8 protein-coding genes and 2 pseudogenes are annotated in these 21,416 nt (G+C 43.7%); 5 read left to right on the top strand and 5 right to left on the bottom strand.

From position 1 onward, the window contains the following. The first annotated feature begins 9 nt into the window (after positions 1 to 9). The 4 genes and pseudogenes from CYLST_RS26485 (at position 10) to CYLST_RS26470 (ending at position 11,459) form a co-directional block, all read left to right on the top strand. Positions 10 to 2,919: a methyl-accepting chemotaxis protein gene (locus tag CYLST_RS26485; protein ID WP_015210812.1), complete on the top strand. Its 2,910-nt coding sequence runs from the start codon at positions 10 to 12 to the stop codon at positions 2,917 to 2,919. Positions 2,920 to 3,009: 90 nt separating this feature from the next. Next, positions 3,010 to 3,909: pseudogene (locus CYLST_RS36870) on the top strand (Hpt domain-containing protein); the annotation flags it as partial. 3,113 nt (positions 3,910 to 7,022) lie between these two features. After that, positions 7,023 to 9,281: pseudogene (locus CYLST_RS26475) on the top strand (hybrid sensor histidine kinase/response regulator); the annotation flags it as partial. A 114-nt stretch (positions 9,282 to 9,395) separates the two neighbouring features. After that, complete coding sequence (locus CYLST_RS26470) at positions 9,396 to 11,459, top strand: prolyl oligopeptidase family serine peptidase (RefSeq protein WP_041233927.1); 2,064 nt, start codon at positions 9,396 to 9,398, stop codon at positions 11,457 to 11,459. Positions 11,460 to 11,661: 202 nt separating this feature from the next. Here CYLST_RS26470 and ltrA read toward each other — a convergent pair whose 3' ends face one another. After that, positions 11,662 to 13,335: a group II intron reverse transcriptase/maturase gene (ltrA, locus tag CYLST_RS26465; RefSeq protein ID WP_015210808.1), complete on the bottom strand. Its 1,674-nt coding sequence runs from the start codon at positions 13,333 to 13,335 to the stop codon at positions 11,662 to 11,664. 872 nt (positions 13,336 to 14,207) lie between these two features. Next, entirely contained in the window at positions 14,208 to 15,356 is a 1,149-nt protein-coding gene (locus CYLST_RS32535; protein ID WP_015210807.1) for a trypsin-like serine peptidase, read from the bottom strand. Between the two features lie 632 nt (positions 15,357 to 15,988). On the opposite strand from CYLST_RS32535, the gene CYLST_RS26455 reads away from it, so the two are divergent. Next, positions 15,989 to 18,754, top strand: coding sequence for a M16 family metallopeptidase (locus CYLST_RS26455; RefSeq protein WP_041233285.1), 2,766 nt, complete (start codon positions 15,989 to 15,991; stop codon positions 18,752 to 18,754). Positions 18,755 to 19,038: 284 nt separating this feature from the next. Here the strand turns inward: CYLST_RS26455 and CYLST_RS26450 are convergent, their stop codons facing one another. From CYLST_RS26450 to CYLST_RS26440, 3 genes are all read right to left on the bottom strand, one after another. Beyond that, complete coding sequence (locus CYLST_RS26450) at positions 19,039 to 19,542, bottom strand: peptidoglycan-binding domain-containing protein (RefSeq protein WP_015210805.1); 504 nt, start codon at positions 19,540 to 19,542, stop codon at positions 19,039 to 19,041. A gap of 760 nt (positions 19,543 to 20,302) precedes the next feature. Continuing rightward, positions 20,303 to 20,521 carry a hypothetical protein gene (locus CYLST_RS26445; RefSeq protein WP_041233283.1) on the bottom strand — a complete coding sequence of 73 codons (219 nt, stop codon included), beginning with the start codon at positions 20,519 to 20,521 and terminating at the stop codon, positions 20,303 to 20,305. Between the two features lie 433 nt (positions 20,522 to 20,954). Then, on the bottom strand, positions 20,955 to 21,374 hold the full coding sequence (locus CYLST_RS26440; protein ID WP_015210803.1) for a Pepco domain-containing protein: 420 nt from the start codon (positions 21,372 to 21,374) through the stop codon (positions 20,955 to 20,957). Positions 21,375 to 21,416 lie beyond the last annotated feature (42 nt).

Raw genomic sequence — 21,416 nt, 5'->3', positions numbered from 1 at the left:
AGGGAGGACATGGCAACAAGTATAGATGATTACAATCAAACATATCAGCAGGCAGTAACAGCCTATACACAGGGAAATTATGCAGTTGCTGCTGCTTTAGTTGACCAAGTGGTGCAAAATTTACCAGATGATCCCAACTCCCATTTGTTGCGAGGTCACATCTACTACGTTTTGCAGCATTACGATATAGCAACAGCAGAATATCAACAGGTCTTGAGTTTGACAGAAGATCAAGAAATCCTTGGTTTTGCCACTCACGGTCTTGAGAACATCAATCAATACCTAAATGCGTCAGACGCTCATGTTGTGATAATAGAGGCTGATGAGCAAATAAATTCCGCAGAACGGTCTTTGGATCTGGTAAATTCAGCAGCAATTCCAGATTTAGAGGTGAATGAGGATCTTGATAGCAACAGCTTTGATTTACAATCTTTTGGTTCCTATGAATCATCTACAGATGTTATCGAAGACCTATCATCGAGCAGTCCTTTTGACATCTCTGACAGTAGAGAATTTGCTCAAACACCAGAGGAATCAGCAGCTTTTGGCGATGATCCTTTTGCCTTAAATCAACAACTCCATGAGCAAGAGTCGAATAGCAAGAGTTGGCAGGAGCCAGCAGAGTTAGAGTTACCAGCTTTCTGGCAAGAAGATATTTCTGAAGAGAGTATTGAACAGCAAGTTGGCAACAGTTATTTCCCTCTCATTGACGCAAATTCAGCTAACGAGCATTCAGTAACTGATAATAATGGTCATTCACCTTTTGGAGAAGTTGATTTACAAACAAGTAATTTAGAAGTGGCTACTGAATTGTTTACAGAACAAGAATACCAAGACTTGCGTATTGGGAATTCTGACTTGACAAACAATAGCTATGGAGATGAGAATTTAGTGATTGTTGGCAAGGAATTAAACAATGATTTGACCAAAACAAATAATTTTGAAGACAGCAATCAAGATAATTTGTCTGAATTACATCAGAGAGAATTGCCAAGGGAGGCAGAATCAGCCCCGTCAAAGTTAAATGAGGTAGCCTCATCTTTTAATGGGAATTTTGCCCCGGAAGCAAAAACTATTCAATCGGATGCAACGGTAGACCCAAATAACTTTGATGATGATAGTTTTGATATCGAGGCATTTGAATCTGCTTTTGGCTCAGAAGACTTAACTTCTGAAGACAGAGACAATATACTGGCTGGAGAAAATACTAAGAGTAATATAGATTTTCTCGATGACTTTGATGAATTTGACGATTTAGGCAACATTCCAGGGTTTGAACTAGGAGGAGATTCTAGCTTCGATGATGTGGCATTACTGGAAAACAGAAGCAATTCCCCCAGTAAAATTAGCGATACTTTCCCAGATAATGCTGCTAGCGATCGCGAAGAGGAACTGTTCACGATCACAGGTTCACAAGAAGCAGTCCCAGCCTTTACTCAATCTGACATCTCAAAGGTAGAACCCAACGTCGGCGTCGAGCAAGGCGTATTGGCATTCTTAGAAAATGCCCCCCTAAAACAGAAACCATTGTACATCGCCATTGGTGTAGGGGCTGTCTCAGCGGTGGTAGCAGCTCTTGTCAGCTCGGCCATCACCTCATTTACTCCATCCCAACAACGGCAGTCAGTACAAAACACAGGCTGGGCAATGGCACTGGCATCTGGAATCGCCGGTGGTGCTACCGCTGGTTTCATGGGGAATATTTCACTCAAGCAAATTCGGCGGACAACCAAAGATTTGCAAGCTCAATTTGATGCCGTCAGCCAAGGAAATCTCAATGTTCAAGCCACAGTCTATTCCGAAGATGAATTAGGACACTTAGCCACTGGCTTTAACGATATGGCTCGTGTAATTTTCACGACCACCAATGACGCCCAACGTAAAGCCGTGGAACAAGAAGAAGCGAAAGAAAACCTGCAACGCCAGGTGATTCGCCTCTTGGATGATGTGGAAGGAGCCGCTAGAGGAGATTTAACAGTCCAAGCAGAGGTGACAGCCGACGTTTTGGGAGCCGTAGCCGATGCCTTTAACCTGACAATTCAAAACCTCCGGGATATTGTGCAACAGGTGAAAGTGGCGGCCAAAGAAGTGACAAAAGGTTCAACCAACTCGGAAACCTTCGCTAGAGCCTTATCTAGTGATGCTTTGCGGCAAGCAGAAGAGTTGGCGGTAACACTGAATTCTGTGCAAGTGATGACCGACTCAATCCAACGGGTAGCAGAAGCGGCGCGGGAAGCAGAAATTGTGGCTCGCGATGCCAGCACGATCGCACTCAAGGGTGGGGAAGCAGTAGAAAATACCGTGGCGGGGATTTTGGAAATTCGGGAGACTGTAGCCGAAACTACCCGGAAAGTCAAACGGCTAGCGGAATCTTCCCAAGAAATTTCTAAAATTGTGGCTTTGATTTCCCAGATTGCCTCCAGAACCAACTTGTTAGCACTCAATGCTAGTATTGAGGCGGCACGAGCGGGAGAAGCTGGACGCGGATTTGCGATCGTGGCGGATGAAGTGCGCCAGTTAGCGGACAAATCTGCCAAATCCTTAAAGGAAATTGAACAAATAGTCATGCAAATCCAGAGCGAAACTGGCTCAGTAATGACCGCGATGGAAGAAGGTACACAACAGGTAATTAAAGGCACAAAATTGGCTGAAGAAGCCAAGCGATCGCTAGAAAACATCATTCAAGTAGCGAATCGAATTGATATTTTGGTGCGCTCAATTACCAGTGACACCGTGGAACAGACAGAAACCTCCCGCGCTGTCGCCCAGGTGATGCAATCAGTAGAACTCACCGCTCAAGAAAACTCCCAAGAAGCGCAGCGAGTTTCCGGTGCCCTACAACACTTAGTAGGTGTATCCCGCGACTTGATTTCCTCCGTGGAACGCTTCCGAGTGGAAACCATCGAATCAAGACAATAGTTAATAGTCATTAGTCATTGCGTCAATGACCAAGGACAAAAGACAAAGAACGACTTAGAACCTAGAACTTATAACTCAGAACTTTGAATTATGCTGCCGGAACAACAACAGCGGATTTTAGGTTACTTTCTCGAAGAAGCCAGAGACCACCTGAACACCATTGAACAGGGGTTGCTGAATCTCCAAAGTACCCTGAACGACCCGGAAATGATCAACGAAGTCTTCCGGGCGGCTCATTCCATTAAAGGAGGAGCGGCAATGCTTGGGCTGAATAGCATCCAGCACACCGCTCACCGTTTGGAAGATTGTTTCAAAGTTCTCAAAGATAATCCAGTTCAGGTAGATGAAAAGTTAGAGTCTTTGTTTCTCGGTGTATCTGATACCCTAAAAGTGCTGTTAGAGCATTTGAGCGGGCCATTTGGTCTCTCGGAAGAAGCAGCTAATTCTTTGATGTCAGAAACCGAGCCAGTCTTTCGATGGCTGAATGAACATCTGGAAGAACTCGTAGAACAAGGGAATAGTGGGGTAGCAATCACTGCAAGAGCAACAGAACGGCAACTAGCATCGGTAAATGGTGGGACTACACCAACACAGATGCTTCCGCCGCAGAATATTCCCAACAGGGAAGTAGACACCCGCCGCCCATCTACAGAAACCTCCTTAAATCAGAATTGGGGCGAGTTTCAAGCTACGGTGCTACAAACCCTGCGGGAAATGTTGCAACTGTTTAAGCAAACAACAACACCCTCGACGCGGCAAAATCTTCAGCAATGCTGTCACCAGTTATCCAAACTTGGTGCGGCTCACAATTTGTCCCATTGGAGTGGTTTGTGCCAAGCAGCAGCCAGTGCGATCGCGAATAGCGGGGCGAACGCCAATACCGATAATTCCTATCTCAATTTAGCCAAAATTGTCATTACCGAAATCAAGAAGGCTCAAGAATTAGTCCTTCAAGGTAGGGAAGTCGAAATTGTCATTAGTCCACAACTAAATGCACTCTTGAGCTTTGCAGAAATTGAGTTGTTAGAAATAACTCCTGATTTTGTTGTCGAACAACCACAGGTTGTGGCAGAAGCCGCCAGCACTCTTGAACCAGCAACAGCCGATTTGCAGCCACAAAACAGCACAAATAGCCTACTTGATAATCTCAAGGAAAATACAGGTGATAGTGCCTCTGATCAGTTGCAAGGAACACCTGTAACTGCCTTGACTGCCACTCCTTTTGCTGCTGTACCCTTGTTTGATCATGAAGAAGAGACACTTCTGAGCGAAAGTAATATTGATACACATGGCCCAGTCGTAGGAATCGCCGAATTAAATAGCCTTGCTGACTTGTTTGAAGGCGATAGTCCCGAACTGGATGAAACCTGGCATCAAGAAGAAATCTTAGACACTATCGCCGCCAATCAATTGGGAATGGGCGACAGCGACATTAAAGATGATGATAAGGATTTAGCCGATTTTCTGTCATTTGACGACGACACAAGTAATGATCATCGCCAAACGACCACAAGTAGTACAGAAGAACTAAATCTGTTATTTGGCGACGAAAGCTTCCTAGACAGGGAGAATTTAGAACCGCAAAATCAACCAATATCTCCTGCATCTGTAGAAGTTGGCGATATTACCGGTTTTAATTCGGATTTAGGCCCCTCGACTGTCGAGATTTTAGAGGAATTTACGGTAAGTTCTAGCGAATCGCCGCAATCTCCTGTGGAAGAAAACTTATTGGCGCTGACGCTAGATGACAATGAGTCATTGCCCACAAGCGAAGTAACTTCACTAGAAACGGAAAATATCGCCAGCAGAGAACTACCAAGCGTTTCCCAAAGCAGTTTTGATGATTTAGAATCAGAAACTACGAATGCAGTACCCCTAGAGGAGCTTCCCCCGCCCCAGCCAGACAGCTTATCTTTAGACAATCTGTTTGCAGAACTAGAAGAAAATACACCACAGCCTACAGATGAGTCAGAAATTGGTGATTTATTTGATTCACCAAAAGCAACAGCAGCAGAAGTTTCTACTTCAGATGATGAACTGAGCAACTTCTGGAACCAGACAAATGAAGCACAACCAAACGAACTTGATTCTACAGTCGAGCAGGATGTAGCAAGGGACTTAGAAGAAAGTTTATTTGCAGCTGCGACTTCTGGTGAAATTTTTGCCGACTCTCAGCAATCTAGTCCCTCTTCCACAGCAAGTTTTGAACTGGAAGATTTTGATATCACTTTCCTACAGCCAGAGCAACCTCAGAATCTCATCTTTGCTTCAGATGCTGGGGATAACTTGTTCGACGATTTGGCGGGAAGCAACTCCATAATCTCTCCAGCCATTGGCGATGATGAAGTGCCTTTGCAGGAAATTCGCGGCTTTTCGCAAGAGCCAGAAGCGTTGGATTTCATCCCGGAATTTACCAACCTGGCTCCAGAGACAACTGCTGCTGATTCTCCCAAAGCATCTGCTGACCTGGAAATTGATTTGTTTAGTACTGTGGAAGACGACAGCGCCGAAAATCTGCCGCTATCCTTTGACTCAACTTATATTCAACCAGAACTAACAGATAGTGAGGCTGGTGAATTATTCGGGAATACGCTTGAAGACGACAGCGAAGAAAATCTGCCGCTATCCTTTGACTCAACTTATATTCAACCAGAACTAACAGATAGTGATGCTGGTGAATTATTCGGGAATACGCTTGAAGACGACAGCGAAGAAAATCTGCCGCTATCCTTTGACTCAACTTATATTCAACCAGAACTAACAGACAGTGAGGCTGGTGAATTATTCGGGAATAGTCTGGAAGACGACAGCGAAGAAAATCTGCCGCTATCCTTTGACTCAACTTATATTCAACCAGAACTAACAGATAGTGATGCTGGTGAATTATTCGGGAATAGTCTGGAAGAAGACAGCGAAGAGAATCTGCCGCTATCCTTTGACTCAACTTATATTCAACCAGAATTGACAGACAGTGAGGCTGGTGAATTATTCGGGAATAGTCTGGAAGACGACAGCGAAGAAAATCTGCCGCTGTCCTTTGACTCAACTTATATTCAACCAGAACTAACAGACAGTGATGCTGGTGAATTATTCGGGAATAAGTCTGGAAGAAGACAGCGAAGAAAATCTGCCGCTGTCCTTTGGACTCAACTTATATTCAACCAGAACTGACAGACAGTGATGCTGGTGAATTATTCGGGAATAGTCTGGAAGAAGACAGCGAAGAAAATCTGCCGCTGTCCTTTGACTCAACTTATATTCAACCAGAACTGACAGACAGTGATGCTGGTGAATTATTCGGGAATAGTCTGGAAGAAGACAGCGAAGAAAATCTGCCGCTGTCCTTTGACTCAACTTATATTCAACCAGAACTAACAGACAGTGATGCTGGTGAATTATTCGGGAATAGTCTGGAAGAAGACAGCGAAGAAAATCTGCCGCTATCCTTTGACTCAACTTATATTCAACCAGAACTGACAGACAGTGATGCTGGTGAATTATTCGGGAATAGTCTGGAAGAAGACAGCGCCGAAAATCTGCCGCTATCCTTTGACTCAACTTATATTCAACCAGAACTGACAGACAGTGATGCTGGTGAATTATTTGGGAATAGTCTGGAAGAAGACAGCGCCGAAAATCTGCCGCTATCCTTTGACTCAACTTATATTCAACCAGAACTGACAGACAGTGATGCTGGTGAATTATTTGGTATAGAAACAGAAGTAGATGTCAGAGCGAGTGAGCAGATACATCCAGAGGCTGTAGATACCAAGATGAGCGATGCCTCGGTAGATGCCTTTGAGTTCACAGAAATCTCTGTTGTTGAGACTGCACAACTGAGTTTAGTTAATGGTTTATTGGTGACAGAAACTGCTCTACCAGAGGCTAGAAACCAGGAAGAGTTAGCCGAAAACACAGACAACAGTGACTTGGATATGGAGCCAAATTTCGCAGCGGAGTTGTCTGAGGATCTGTTGGATTTTGGCGAGACAGCGCCAGCCGCACCAGTGATTGAGGGAGAAAATGCTATTGTTCCGCCAACTGAAGAATTGGAGGCGGAAACTACAGCAGATGTTACTCTCGATGAAAATGAGACAGATGACCTAGATGAATTTGCTGAGTTAGAAGCATTGCTAGAAGAGGAATTAGCACCCATCGCTAATCCTACTTCTATAGCAGAATCTGATTTTGCTGCTTTAGAAGCATTGTTGGGTATGGATGATGATGAAGCAGCAGTGGTACCTAAGGCGCAGCCATCTTATATAACTCAACCGATAACCGAAAAATCTCATAATGCTGTTTCATCACCAGAAAAAGATGAATTTAGTGAATTGGAGGAGATGCTGGAAGAGGCGAATCGAACCATATCACACACACCGTCTGTAAAATCAAATACAAGCAAAACTACCCGTTCTTCTACTCGTCGTGCTGCCAGATTTGAAGAAACGATGAAGGTTCCAGTCAAGCAGCTGGATGATATGAGCAATTTGGTTGGGGAGTTGGTGGTAAATAGGAATACCTTAGAGCAGGATCATGAGCGTCTGCGACAGTCACTAGATAACTTGCTGATTCAGGTGCAACAGCTCTCAGATGTGGGAGCGAGGATGCAGGAGTTGTATGAGCGATCGCTACTAGAAGCCTCACTACTCGCTAGCCGCAAACCTAAAGACTTCGGCATTATAGCCCCAGACGCCAATACAGACAGGGGTTTTAGCGCCCTAGAAATGGATCGCTTTACCCCATTCCATACACTGTCTCAAGAGATGATTGAGTTCATTGTGCGGGTGCGAGAGTCAGCGAGTGACATCGACTTTGTCACCGAAGAAACCGAGCGGGTAGCGCGGCAGTTCCGTCAGGTAACTACCCAGCTACAAGAGGGACTAACAAGAGCGCGAATGGTGCCTTTTTCCCAAGCTGTTGACAGTAAGCGGCGAGGAGTGCGCGACAACGCGATCAAGTGTGGCAAACAAGTGGAGTTGGTGATTGAAGGTGGAGACACCTTAATTGACAAGATGATTTTGGATCATCTAACTGACCCGCTGACGCATATGCTGAATAATGCGATCGCACATGGAATTGAAACCCCAGAAGTACGCATGGCCGCAGGTAAACCACCAGCGGGAGTAATCACCATCCGCGCCTTCCACCAAGGCAACCAAACCGTGATTTCTGTAGGCGATGACGGTGCAGGCATTGATCCCACAAAGGTCAAGTCCAAAGCGCTCAAAATTGGCATGATTACACCAGATCAAGGCAAAAATATCTCTCGCCTAGAAATCTACGATCTACTGTTCCAGCCAGGTTTTTCAATGAAAGACCAAGCCGATGAATTTTCTGGTCGTGGTGTGGGTATGGACGTAGTGCGCTCGGAAATTAGCGAAATTCGCGGCATAGTTAACACCGATTCGGCGATCGGTAAGGGCACTACCTTCACCATTCGTCTACCACTGACTCTCAGTATTTGTAAAGCCCTCTGCTGCGTCTCCGATAAAGCTAGAATTGCCTTCCCGATGGATGGGGTGGAAGACACATTAGATATCCCGATGAAAAATATTCAGCAAAATGCTGAAGGACAATCATTTATTTACTGGCGGGAGACAGCGCTACCATTCCGACCCCTGAAGGAACTGTTAACCTTCAATCGCCAAATCAGTCGCGGTAGTGTGTACGGCGGTACACGAGATGATGATATGGTTTCTGTGGTCGTAGTGCGATCGGGAAATACGATGATTGCCTTACAGATTGACCAAGTATTGAGCGAACAGGAAATTGTCATTAAACAATTTGAAGGTCCAGCACCTAAACCCATCGGTGTAGCTGGTGCTACAGTCTTAGGTGATGGTCGGATTATGCCCATTGCTGACGTGCTGGAAATCATTGACATCTTCCAGGGACGGATGGCTAAACAAATTGGTGGTAGTGCTTGGCAGCAAAAAGCTGCTCCACCTGTACCAACCGCTGCTGAGAAGATTGACCCGACAGTGCTAATTGTCGATGACTCCATTACAGTCCGGGAATTGCTTTCTCTCACTTTTAACAAAGCAGGCTATCGGGTCGAACAAGCGCGTGACGGCCAAGAAGCTTGGGATAAACTCCGCTCAGGTTTGCCTTGCGATATCGTATTTTGCGACATCGAAATGCCCCGCTGTGACGGTCTGGAGTTACTCTCACGCATCCAAAAAGACTCTAACCTCAACCACCTGCCGATCGCCATGCTCACCTCGCGGGGTGCAGACAGACACAGACAAATGGCGGTTCAATTAGGTGCTAGTGGTTACTTCACCAAGCCATATCTAGAAGAAGCGCTACTTGAAGCCGCTTCCCGGATGTTGAAAGGAGAAAAACTCATGATCACCGTTTAAAATGGGATTAGCTATTGGGGATTGGGGATTGGGATAATTTTGATGGGATTCAAACCCCAACCAAATTGTAAAAAAAACTTTTTCCCAGTCGCCAATCGCCAATCCCTAGGAACTATGTCTAACTCTGAAAAAATCCCCAGCTACCCACCCAGCCGTAAGAGTGATCAAGTTGATGACTGCCACGGTACTTTAGTTGCCGATCCTTACCGTTGGTTAGAAGATCCCGACTCGGAAGAAACAAAAGCTTGGGTTGAAGCACAAAATCAGGTGACTTTTGCCTATCTTGGTGAAATTTCTGCCAGAGAAAAAATTAAACAGCGCCTCACTAAACTCTGGGATTATGAAAAATATGGTATCCCGTTTAAAGAGGGGGAAAGCTATTTTTATTTCAAAAATGATGGACTGCAAAACCAAAGCGTTCTCTATACTCTTAAAAATTTAGAAGACCAGCCAAAAGTTTTACTTGACCCTAACAAACTTTCAGAAGATGGTACTGTTGCACTTGCGGGATTTTCTATCAGCGAAGATGGTAAACTTTTAGCTTATGGTCTATCTACATCTGGTTCTGATTGGCAAGAGTGGAAAGTCCGCAATGTAGAAACTGGTGAAGACCTGCAAGATCATCTGAAGTGGATTAAGTTTTCTGGTGCATCTTGGACACATGATCATCAAGGTTTTTTCTATAGCCGTTATGATGAACCAAACGAAAAAACCAAATTAGAAGATGTCAACTATTATCAAAAACTTTATTACCATAAACTCGGTACTTCCCAAGCAGAAGACATATTAATTTATCATCGTCCTGACCAGAAGGAATGGGGTTTTAGTGGCGGTGTTACTGAAGATGGAAAATATCTGATTATTTCGGTTTGGCTGGGAACTGACCCCAAAAATCTGGTTTTCTACAAAGATTTGACTAACCCAGGTGCTGAAGTTGTTGAACTGATTCAGGAATTTGAGGCAGATTACAGTTTTGTTGATAATGATGATAGTTTATTCTATTTTCGCACAGATTTAAATGCCCCACGGGGACGAATTATTGCTATTGATGCCCAAAAACCAGCACCAGAAAATTGGCAAGAAATCATCCCCCAATCAGCAGAAACTTTGGAAGATGCGGGAATTGTTAATAATCAATTTGTCGTTGATTATCTCCAAGATGCTCACACCCAAATTAAAATTTTTGACCTGGCTGGAAAGTTTGTGCGTGAGGTGGAATTACCCGGACTTGGTTCGGCAGGTGGTTTTGGTGGTAAACGTCATGATACCGAAAGTTTTTATAGTTTCACTAGTTTTACTATACCGGGAACTATCTACCGTTATGACATGCTTACGGGTAAAAGTGAAGTTTTCCGGCAGCCAAATGTAGATTTTAATCCGGCTGATTACGAAACAAAACAAGTTTTTTATGAAAGTAAAGATGGGACTCGTGTACCCATGTTTATTACTCACAAAAAAGGCATTAATTTAGATGGCAATAACCCAACTTATCTTTATGCTTATGGTGGGTTTAATGCCTCAATGACGCCTGGTTTTTCTGTGAGTATGTTGGTATGGATGGAGATGGGTGGTGTCTATGCGATGCCAAATATCCGAGGTGGTGGGGAGTATGGGGAAGAATGGCACCAAGCTGGAATGAAGGAGAAAAAGCAGAATGTTTTTGATGATTTTATTGCAGCGGCGGCATGGCTGATTAGTAATAATTATACAAAACCTGCAAAATTAGCGATCGCAGGTGGTAGTAATGGCGGGTTGCTGGTGGGTGCTTGTATGACCCAGCGTCCCGATTTATTTGGTGCAGCAATACCCGCTGTCGGCGTGATGGATATGCTCCGCTTCCACAAGTTTACCATCGGCTGGGCTTGGGTCTCTGAATATGGTTCGGCGGAAAATTCTGAAGAATTTCAGGTTTTGTCTGCTTATTCGCCACTGCATAACCTGAAACCGGGGACGGCTTACCCTGCTACTTTAATTACTACGGCAGATCACGACGATCGCGTGGTTCCTGCCCATAGTTTCAAATTTGCCGCCGCTTTGCAAGCATCTCAGGGTGGAGATGCGCCGGTTTTAATTAGAATTGAGACGAAAGCCGGACATGGTGCGGGTAAACCAACAGCGAAAATTATTGAGGAAGCGGCTGATAAGTGGGCGTTTTTGGTGCGGGTTTTGGGGGTTTAGAAAACGAACCGCAAAGGACGCGAAGAGCGCAAAGGTAAGAAAGAAAAGGAAGAGATTAAGGTGGGGAGGTTCCCACCTTTTTTTGTCTCACGCAAAGGCGCGGAGGAAGGCGTCACCATGGTCGGGTAGCAGGACTATATCGCTATAATCCCGCCCCCTCAGAACCGGACTTGCGCCTTGCAACGCATCCGGCTCAAGCAAGTCATAAACTACAAATTGTTCCAGAATGTATTTGCTGATGGCAGTACAGATGTACGAGTTGTAGGTTGCCGTAATTGTCACCACCACCCTGAGATTTTGGCTTTTTATGATGAAGATGTAACTCCTCATCATTTAATAAAGATTCCCCGCATACAGGACAGACATATTGTTGCCTTTGGGCTATCTTCTGCCTACTTTTGATTAATTCGGATTTAGTTTTAGCTTCTTGCCGTTTAATCCAATAGTCCCTTAATTTTGGGTCATCGGGTGATGATTTACCTTTAATAAGAATGTGCCTTTCAATCTTGAACCAGGCAAATTTTAACATATAGGCTCCGGTTTGTTTATTACCAAAAACCCATCGGTCAAATGGTCTATCAAGATTTAGATTTCCCCAGTATTTAGCCTTACGCCAGCTATCAGATTTATTCCGATGAGTGCGTTTGGCATACATTTTCTGCTTCTCATATAACCAGTGGTCAAGAGAATTGAAAATTTTTGAGGATACAGCAATTCGGAAGTAATTTGCTTGCCCCCGAATAATCGGATTGAGCTTTTTAATGACTGCATCTACTGGCTGACCTTTACAGTTAAGCCATTCGGAACGCAGTTTACTCCGAATATTTAACACAGACTTTTTACTAGGTTTAATTAACAGCTTCCATCCAGTTTTAGTGGTTTGGTCTTTATAGTGCCTGATATTGAAACCCAAAAAGTCAAACCCTTCTGTGAGATGCGATATTTTGGTTTTCTCCAGGGAGAGGGTAAGCCCCCTGACTTGCATCCAATAATTAAGGATTTGAATAACATTTTTTGTATCTTCTTGTGTTTCACAGAACACCACAAAATCATCGGCGTATCTCACCAAGGCTCTTGCTGCACGGAGTTCTCCATCCTTGTTATATTTAACTCCCAGAGCAGATTCCATACCGTGCAAAGCTATATTTGCTAACAACGGACTGACAACAGACCCTTGTGGTGTACCAGCATCTGTTGGATGCCATGAACCCGCTTCCATATATCCTGCTAGTAGCCATTGTTTAATTAATTCACGGGCTGGAAAGCCTGTTAAAAGCTCTAACAGAAAATTATGAGAAATGTTGTCAAAACATCCTTGAATGTCTGCATCTACTACCCATTTCTTCCGTTTATTCGGACGAGCTAGGTTGTAGATACTTTCAATAGCATCATGGGGGCTACGTCCTGGTCGGAAACCGTAACTTGACCTTTCAAAAGTTGCTTCCCATTCGGGTTCCAAGGCATTTTTAACCATTGCCTGGATGGCACGGTCTTGTATTACTGGGATTCCTAAAGGTCGTTTCTTCCCATTAGCTTTTGGGATGTAAATTCGTCGTGCTGGTGATGATTTCCAAGGGGAATAATCAGTTAATTTATTTACTAACTGACCCCTGGCAGCAGTAGTTTTCACTACTACTTTATCTATCCCTGGTGTATATCGACCTCTGTTGTACTGCGTCACTTTTCTAACGCTGACTAGGCGATTAGAATAGCTGCGTAGCATCAATTTCTGGAGAGAGCGTACCTTTTTCAGGTTGCCCTCAGTTTTTGCCCTAAAGATTCGCTGTCTCAAATTCCGAACAATCCGATTGGCTTTGTGCCAATTAACACAATTCCAATCAGTCTGTCCCTTGGTTCGGTTTACAGTTGCCTGCATCTAACTTACACCTCGGTTTGAAATCATTACAACGGATATTGGTTGACTCACCTGCTTCCCGTCAGCACCCTTTCAGGTTGGACATCTGCCTTATCCACCGGGTTATGGATTTCCCTTGCCTTTCGGCTGGTGGCATTCGCTTTTGGAAGCATCCTTGACCCACTGAAGAATTCGGCTTCCCTTACGGGTTGCTTACTGGGTAAATCCCAGACTTCATTGGGGTTACTACGTTACGCACGGATGAGATGTAATTGGGTAGGGTGTCCTCTCTACACCGGAGTGGTTGGTGTCCCAGTTCAGCTAAATTGGGGAGTTGAACCTTGACTGGATGATTTCGGGGCATTCAGTACATTCACTCGTATCACCGTGTCAGCCTTTTCGATGACCTTTTCTAACGATGCCTTAACAAGGATTCATTTACATTCACCCATCCAATCTTTCCTTTGTCCGGTTACATTTTTAGGCTAAATGCTTCCTTGGGCTTTATTCCCCGCTTCACACAATGCCGTTACCAGTACTGCATGGGGGAATTAGGAACAGCCTTGGACACTAGACTGGAGGAATCGGTTCCTCACTCATCTTCTGGAAGCTTTGTATATAGGGACTTCCAGCCCTTCGTGCGCCATCGTGTCGCACCCCAAACGGGAAAATCGTACGAATCTGCTGAAAGTCTTTGTCTGTCTAGATTCGAGTTGTTAATTTTTTTGATGGTGCAGAGTAGTACCAATACTTTGCACCATAAAGAAAGACTAATTCGAGTCAAGAATCAGGGATAGAGGTATGCCATTTGCTCAAAACAACCTATTTTCATAGAGTTAAGGTTAGTCTCAATTCCTTAGCGTACAGTTTTCCCAATTTGGCCCGGTGATGCCCTATTCAAATTGGTCTTTAGCTTCATGAATCATGTCTTGAATACCATTCCTCATTTTGATTGCCCAGCTATATACAGGACCAGACTGGGTATGAATTCCATAAATTTTATTATTGCTTTTAAATAGTGGGCTACCACTATGACCACCCACTACATCAGCAGTATGCGAGAACCTGAAAGAGCCAACAGCAATTCCTCTACCGGTCATTCCATACATATAGTTGAAGCATTTGCCCTTGTTTGGACCTGATTTTATGGGAGATGCTTTACAATTAAGATTTGAGCCGGGATAACCACGATTTATAATCGATTTTTGTGTCAAATTTCCAACATTACCGTTGGTTGTTCCTAACCATCCAAGCTGGCGAAGCTCACTGTTATTTTCTAGTACTATAAGTGCGTAATCGTATCTACTATTTCCTTTGTTTATCCAACCTTGGGGAGCAAAGTAATGAACAGGACTGTAATATCCATTCGGGTGTGTAGCTTTTGTATTTCCCTTGCCTTTCCACCCTGGAGCAAAACCTCGGTCTTTATAAAACTTTGTCTTACCGCCACCGCCTGGATGAATACAATGTCCCGCAGTCAGCACATGTCGAGGGCCTACTAAAGTGCCAGTACAGCTAGAAGTAGTGCTTCCCTTCGGGGCTATCCCACCAATTGTTCGATGAGGATATGCCTGCATATCAAGGTATAGTTTACGGTCGTCACTTCCTACGATTGATGGGAGTGGAGGTGGTTCCTCAGTAGCAAGATTGTCAACAGTGCTTTGACTAGATTCAGTGTCCTGTGAACGTGGTCGAGCAACCTTTTGTTCTAGCGTTTGCCCGTCGCTTACTCTTACCGCAATAAGCTGTTCCATTTCAGGGTCAGTCTTTCCTTGAAGCTCTAATGTTGGTTCAGGCTTTTTCTGTGCTTGAAATTCTCTGATTAATCGATCTGCGGTGTTGGCATCGATGAATTCTGCTTTACCTATATCACTCCAGTTATTGTCTCTTTTCAATTCTCGTCCAGTTTGCGTCAGGATAGGATTGCTCAATTGGTTGTTCTGTGCAAACAGTAAAGTCTGTGTCAACATCAAAGAGGGTATGGTCAAAGCAGCAGTAGAAATCAACAAATTAAAGAACATAGATTTGCGTGAGGGTTTCATCTTTGTTATCCAGTTTTTTGTTTGACTGATAGTCAGCCTAACGGCTTAGTTGAGCGGCAGAGCGTAAGGGGTTTTGATAGCAATTGTGCAGAAATAAACGTTAAACCTTTACATTTGTCTTCATAAAAGAACCTGTATTGTCATCGATTACCATTTATTAGGTAAGTCCACTCTGTTTTATGCAAAAGGGAGATTTTGGTACGCTACCAAGATAGAAATATGAGTGTTTAAGAGGCTTGCTGGATAAGCGTTTCAGTCTTAGCGGACAATTTTCCCATTTTGGCACGGTGACCCCAGGAAGGCTCAAAATCTGGATTACATCTCATTTATTCACTATTGCTCTCTAAATCTCTCTCTGTGCCTCTGCTCGACGGACACTTTGACGCCAGTTGCTTTAAGCCGGGGAACCCGTCCAACGCACTGGCTCCTCAAGTCGGGAAACCCTTCCTGTGCAAGTCTCCTCCTCTGGGTGAGATTTCCACCCAGGGCTTAATCTAAAACTTTGCCTCTTTGCGTCTTTGCGCGAAATTTCCACGATTACAATAAATGGGAAAGCCTGTTTAGTGTCTTGAAACTTTAATTTTGAACTACCTTCAGGGATTGCATTTGAGAAATTTGCCTCTAAAATCGCTATGAAAATACGTTCATATATGCTTATTGGGTTGTGCCTCAGTCTCCTCCTCAGTATTTTGCCATTTTCCGGCGAAATCACCAATGCAGTCACACCCGCAGCAGTCGCACCCGCTCTTGGTGTCTCTTTCACTCAAGGGGTGCAAAAAACAGTATTAGACAATAATTTAACAGTACTCACTAAAGAAGTACATACCGCTCCTGTGGTGAGTGTGCAGGTTTGGTATAAGGTTGGTTCCCGCAATGAAGGACCGGGAATTAACGGCATTTCTCACCAATTGGAACATTTGATGTTTAAGGGGACTACTGACCGTCCGGTGCAATTTGGGCGGTTGTTTAGTGCTTTGGGTAGTCAGTTCAATGCTTTTACTAGCTATGATGAAACGGCTTATTTTGGCACGGTGCAGCGAGATAAATTAGATGCGCTGCTGATACTGGAAAGCGATCGCATGAAAAATGCTTTAATTAATCCTGAGCAACTGGCAAGCGAGAAGCGGGTGGTGATCTCGGAGTTGCAAGGCTATGAGAATTCACCAGGCTATCGTTTAGATCGCGCAGTCATGCGAGCGGCTTTTCCTAACCACCCCTACGGTTTACCAGTGGGAGGCACAAAAGCTGATGTGGAGAAATTTACATTGGAGCAGGTGCGGAATTATTACCAAACCTATTACAGCCCAGAAAACGCCACTTTGGTAGTTACGGGGGACTTTGACACAAAATCCCTACTAAAAGTTGTCAAAGACACTTTTGGGAAAGTGCCACAACGAGCTAAAACACCAACTGTTAAAGCTTCTGTAACTGCAACTGCTGCGACTCCGAAAAAGCCAATCTTGCTGAAACAGCCGGGAAGTACTGCAATACTCCAAGCTGTCTATCCCCTCCCTGATATTAACCATCCTGATGTCCCAGCAATCGATGTGATGGATGCCATTCTCACAGGTGGACGCAGTTCGCGACTTTATCAAGCTGTGGTGGAATCTGGACTCGCTAGTTCAGTTAGTGGTGGTGCAGCTGAACTGATCGAACCGGGTTGGTATGAAATTAATGCCACTGCGGCTCCTGGTCAAGAGTTAAGCAAGATTGACCAGGTAATTCAGGCAACTTTGGCAAACCTGCAACAGCAACCAGTCACTTCGGAAGAATTAGAGCGAGCAAAAACACAACTGCAAGCTTCTTTCGTCCTGGGAAATCAGGATATTACCAGTCAAGCTAGTCAATTGGGGTATAACCAAACGACTGCTGGAGATTATCATTTTATCGAAAAGTATTTAGCGGCGATCGCCAATGTTACCCCAGCAGATGTACAGCGAGTAGCTAAAACTTACCTCAACCCTGCCAAAAAAACCGTCGGTTTCTTTGAACCAACCCAAGCAGACGGTAAACCAGGCACTTCCAGCGCTGGTGCTGATCGGACTGTAGAAAATTTTAGCCCTGGTAAGCCTGTAGACCCAGCAGAACTTGCTAAATATCTACCACCCCCCACATCAACTACAGATAGCAGCAAACAAACTTTACCAGAGCAATTTACCCTGAATAATGGCTTGCAGGTGCTGCTATTACCTGACTCTAGTCTCCCCGTCGTTAACCTCAGCGGGCAAATTGACGCCGGCAATGAGTTTGATGGTAATCAAAAAGCTGGATTAGCAAACTTAACTGCTAACAACTTAATCAATGGGACACAGACTAAAGATGCTTTGACTTTAGCGAAAACCTTAGAAGACCGAGGAGCCGATTTAGAATTCGCTGCAAATCGGGAAGGAGTTGATATTAGCGCTCAGGGACTGTCAGTCAACTTACCGATATTAATCCAAACCCTGGCAGATGTGTTGCAACACGCCACTTTCCCCGCTGACCAGTTGGAATTGAGTCGTCAGCGGGCCTTGACGAGTCTCAAATATCAGCTAGATGACCCCAGAGGACTGGGAAGACGGGTATTTCAGCAAGCAATTTACCCAGAAAATCATCCCTTTCATAGCTTTCCTACTAGCGAGAGTTTAAAGAGTATTACTCGCGATGATTTGCGGCGCTTCTACCAAGAACACTATCGACCGGATACTACAACGCTCACCCTGGTGGGAGATTTTAATCCTGTTGAGGTGAAAGCTTTGCTCAATCAGGAATTCGGCAAATGGTCAGCCACGGGTAAACCGCCAGTTCTCAACTTGCCTTCCGTGCAAATTCCGGCAACTTTGACACGCCTGAATCCCGTGATTCCCGGTAAGGCAGAAGCTGTTACCTATCTCGGTTACAATGGCATTTCCCGCAAAGATCCACGCTACTATGCGGCATTGGTGCTGAATCAGATTTTGGGTGGTGATACTTTATCGAGTCGCTTGGGTACAGAAATTCGCGATCGCCTGGGTTTGACTTACGGTATATATAGTGGGTTTGCTGCGGGAATCAATCCTGGCCCGTTCTTGATTCAGATGCAAACAGCACCAGGAGATAGTCAAAAAGCGATCGCCAGCACGATCGCTTTACTCCAACAGTTACGAGACCAAGGCGTCACCGAGGCAGAATTCAACACAGCAAAACGCTCAATTACCAACAGCTATCCTGTGGATTTAGCTAATCCCAGTGAAGTAGCTAGCATCATTTTGAACAATGCTGTCTTGGGGCTTTCTCCAGCGGAAATTCGCGAATTTCCCAACCGCATTCAAGCAGTGACTATGGCTCAGGTGCAACAGGTAATCAAGCAGTTAATTAAGCCTGAGAATCTGGTGATTGTTACCGCCGGTCCTGGAGATACTTTACCTAAAAGCAACTGATTATCTCACCTGAGAACCTCTATAGACGCAAAGCAAGCCTTTGCGTCTTTGTACTTTTGTCTCACATTTAATTTGGGTAAAGTGACTGACAAAAAAATAATAAAAGTCAAATACAACAGTTTATTTAGAGTTTAATCAAGAATTGCCACCCATTTATGTTACTGGCGTTGAGCGCACAGAAGAACACCGACAAGATGGTAAGTAATTTAGTAGTTTATGTAGATTCGCCCAAGACTGAACTTGTAGATGCAAAATATATTAAACAATCGCCACATCTGCAAAAACTAATGTGGCTGAACTCTGACAGCAAGTTCCATCAAAGCTTTCCAGGTTTCAGGGCCAATTACCCCATTTACCACAAGTTTTTGCTCCTGTTGGAAGATTTTGACAGCCACTTCAGTTTTGGCACCGAAGTTGCTATCGACTGCCCCAAAATAGTAACCTCTCACGCCCAACTCTTGTTGAGCAACTTGACTCAATTTGAGAAGTTTTTGAACCCTGGCAACCTCACTACCGTAACTACCACGACTTAATTCGGGTAAATCTTGGCGTTGACCAGTGTAGAGCGCTTGCCAAGTATTTTGCTCAACAATGCCATCATTCTTGAGGAAAACCCGATACTGAAAAACTTGAACAGCAAGTTTAGTTATTTCGCCAAATATGCCATCAACCTTTAGACCTTCAATATCACTGACTCTTTGTAGTAAAAGCTTTTGTAACTCTTTGACTGCAAGCCCAGCAAAACCAACTTGTAAGATAGGTTGCTGGGTTTCGACTGCGGTTTGCATTATAAATACCTCCTAGGAAAATTAGTTGTTAATTAATAGAGTATCAAGACGGTTATTAGGTATTCCCTGAAATTAAATATAACCTTATATACATAAAGTTGCAGTAAACTTTGTCACACTAGGAAAAGCAGTTGTTAAGGGAGAATCAAGCCTGTTCTTAGCCGTTCCCTAAAATTAAATCTATCCTTCCCCAAATAAAGTTTTGATAAAATCTGTCCCTGGGTCACAAGCCAAGCAATGCTACCTAAATATTTATCAGGACTTTTTTCATAAATTATGCAAATCTAAAAATAACTTTATTGCCGTTGCTAGATTGGGTAAGCATTTCGTCTAGGTCGAGCTTGCCCGCTACCTCATATCATTGATAGTCTGCCACCATACTGAGTCAAGTCCCAAGATGATATGAGCTTTCACACCCAAAAAGCTGACGTAGATTACCATTTAATCGTGAGCTAAGACACTTTATTTGGTGACTAGCATTAACTAAATGTTGTGATCTGCGTCACTCAAGTATTGAGCCAACATCCACAAGGGCACTTTCTGTCAAACACCAATAAGGTTGGTCTTGGATGTGAGAACGCCCATAGGCTAAAAGTAGTGGTTTAAATACCAAGTTTCTATCTAACTTTAGGAAGAAATTTTGTGGTTCCAACTTCGATAGACCTGGACTCTCGGATTAATGAATTGTTTTTCTCGAAAAGTGCAGATGATTAATATACATTTTATTTAATACTTATTTACACTAGAACACCACAAATATTTAGATAAGTAAAAATGCATAAATTAAAGATAACTGTGTAAAGAAATTTGAAGGATTCTCAAACCAAGAGTTCATGAGCGCCTCATCCCAACGACAAATATTTACACCTACCGACTTACCCCAATTTTGTCTTGCGCCTGGAGATTTTGAATTTTCAACCTTGAATTTCTGCTCTATTTCTGAGCGATATTCACTGTACGTATTAGAAAATACAACCATGAACATACTGATGAGGTATTTCTCTATCTAACGGAGGACTTGAGACAACCGCTATCAAGATTAAATAATTAAATATTCCGATCACCTGACGAAATTTAACTGCAAATCCCCTCGTTGATATTTGACAACGGGGGATTTTTTTAAAATATACCAAATGAAAATTCTGATCAGAAATTTATCTGTCTAAAGGAGGACTTGAGACAACCGCGATAAATATTAAATATTAAGTAGCCCGATTACCCTACCGGACTTTAGCTCCAAGTCCCCCCATGTCATTACCCGACAAGGGGGGTTTTATTAAAAAAATGAGACCACCCTCAACAGCAAAAGCCTTGTCAATTAAGGATTACAGTAGATTTATTAAGCAATATCGGCAAATTCTGCGCCATCAGAAAATAATTTTTTTTGAATAAAGCCACATTTTTGGCTGGGTTTATTTGCGCTTGAATTTAAAAGTCATGCTTCCTTTACCGCCCGCTTTACCACCAACTCCCAGTAAGCTAAATTGTCCTTCGCCGTTGATTTCTACTGCTACTTCCACTTCATCAAGCTGAATTTTAGAATCAGGTTCGTCAGCTTCATCTAGCATTTCTCGCATTGCTTGCAGAAATCCCTTCATTTGCAGCTTGAGTTGATTTACCTCTAAAGCCTTGCGCCTGGTAATTACTACTTTGTCTTTTTCTTTAGTAATAATTATTTCTTCTTCAGCCGTTCTACGTCCGATGATTCCCCCTCTATCAACACCGCCTCTATCACCAGTAATCGTTGATATTTCCCTAGTAGTAGTTGAGGTTTCAGCTACTTCTTCTGTAACAATCCAGATTGTTTTTGGGGTAGAAATTTCTTCTGACATCAGATTTATTTTTATTGCTTAAACTGCGTATTACTATTAGGG

The sequence above is a fragment of the Cylindrospermum stagnale PCC 7417 genome, from assembly GCF_000317535.1.
In the GTDB taxonomy this organism is placed as follows: domain Bacteria; phylum Cyanobacteriota; class Cyanobacteriia; order Cyanobacteriales; family Nostocaceae; genus Cylindrospermum; species Cylindrospermum stagnale.
The sequence above is the reverse complement of the archived record's forward strand: the minus strand, read 5'-3'. Positions and strand labels throughout refer to the sequence as shown.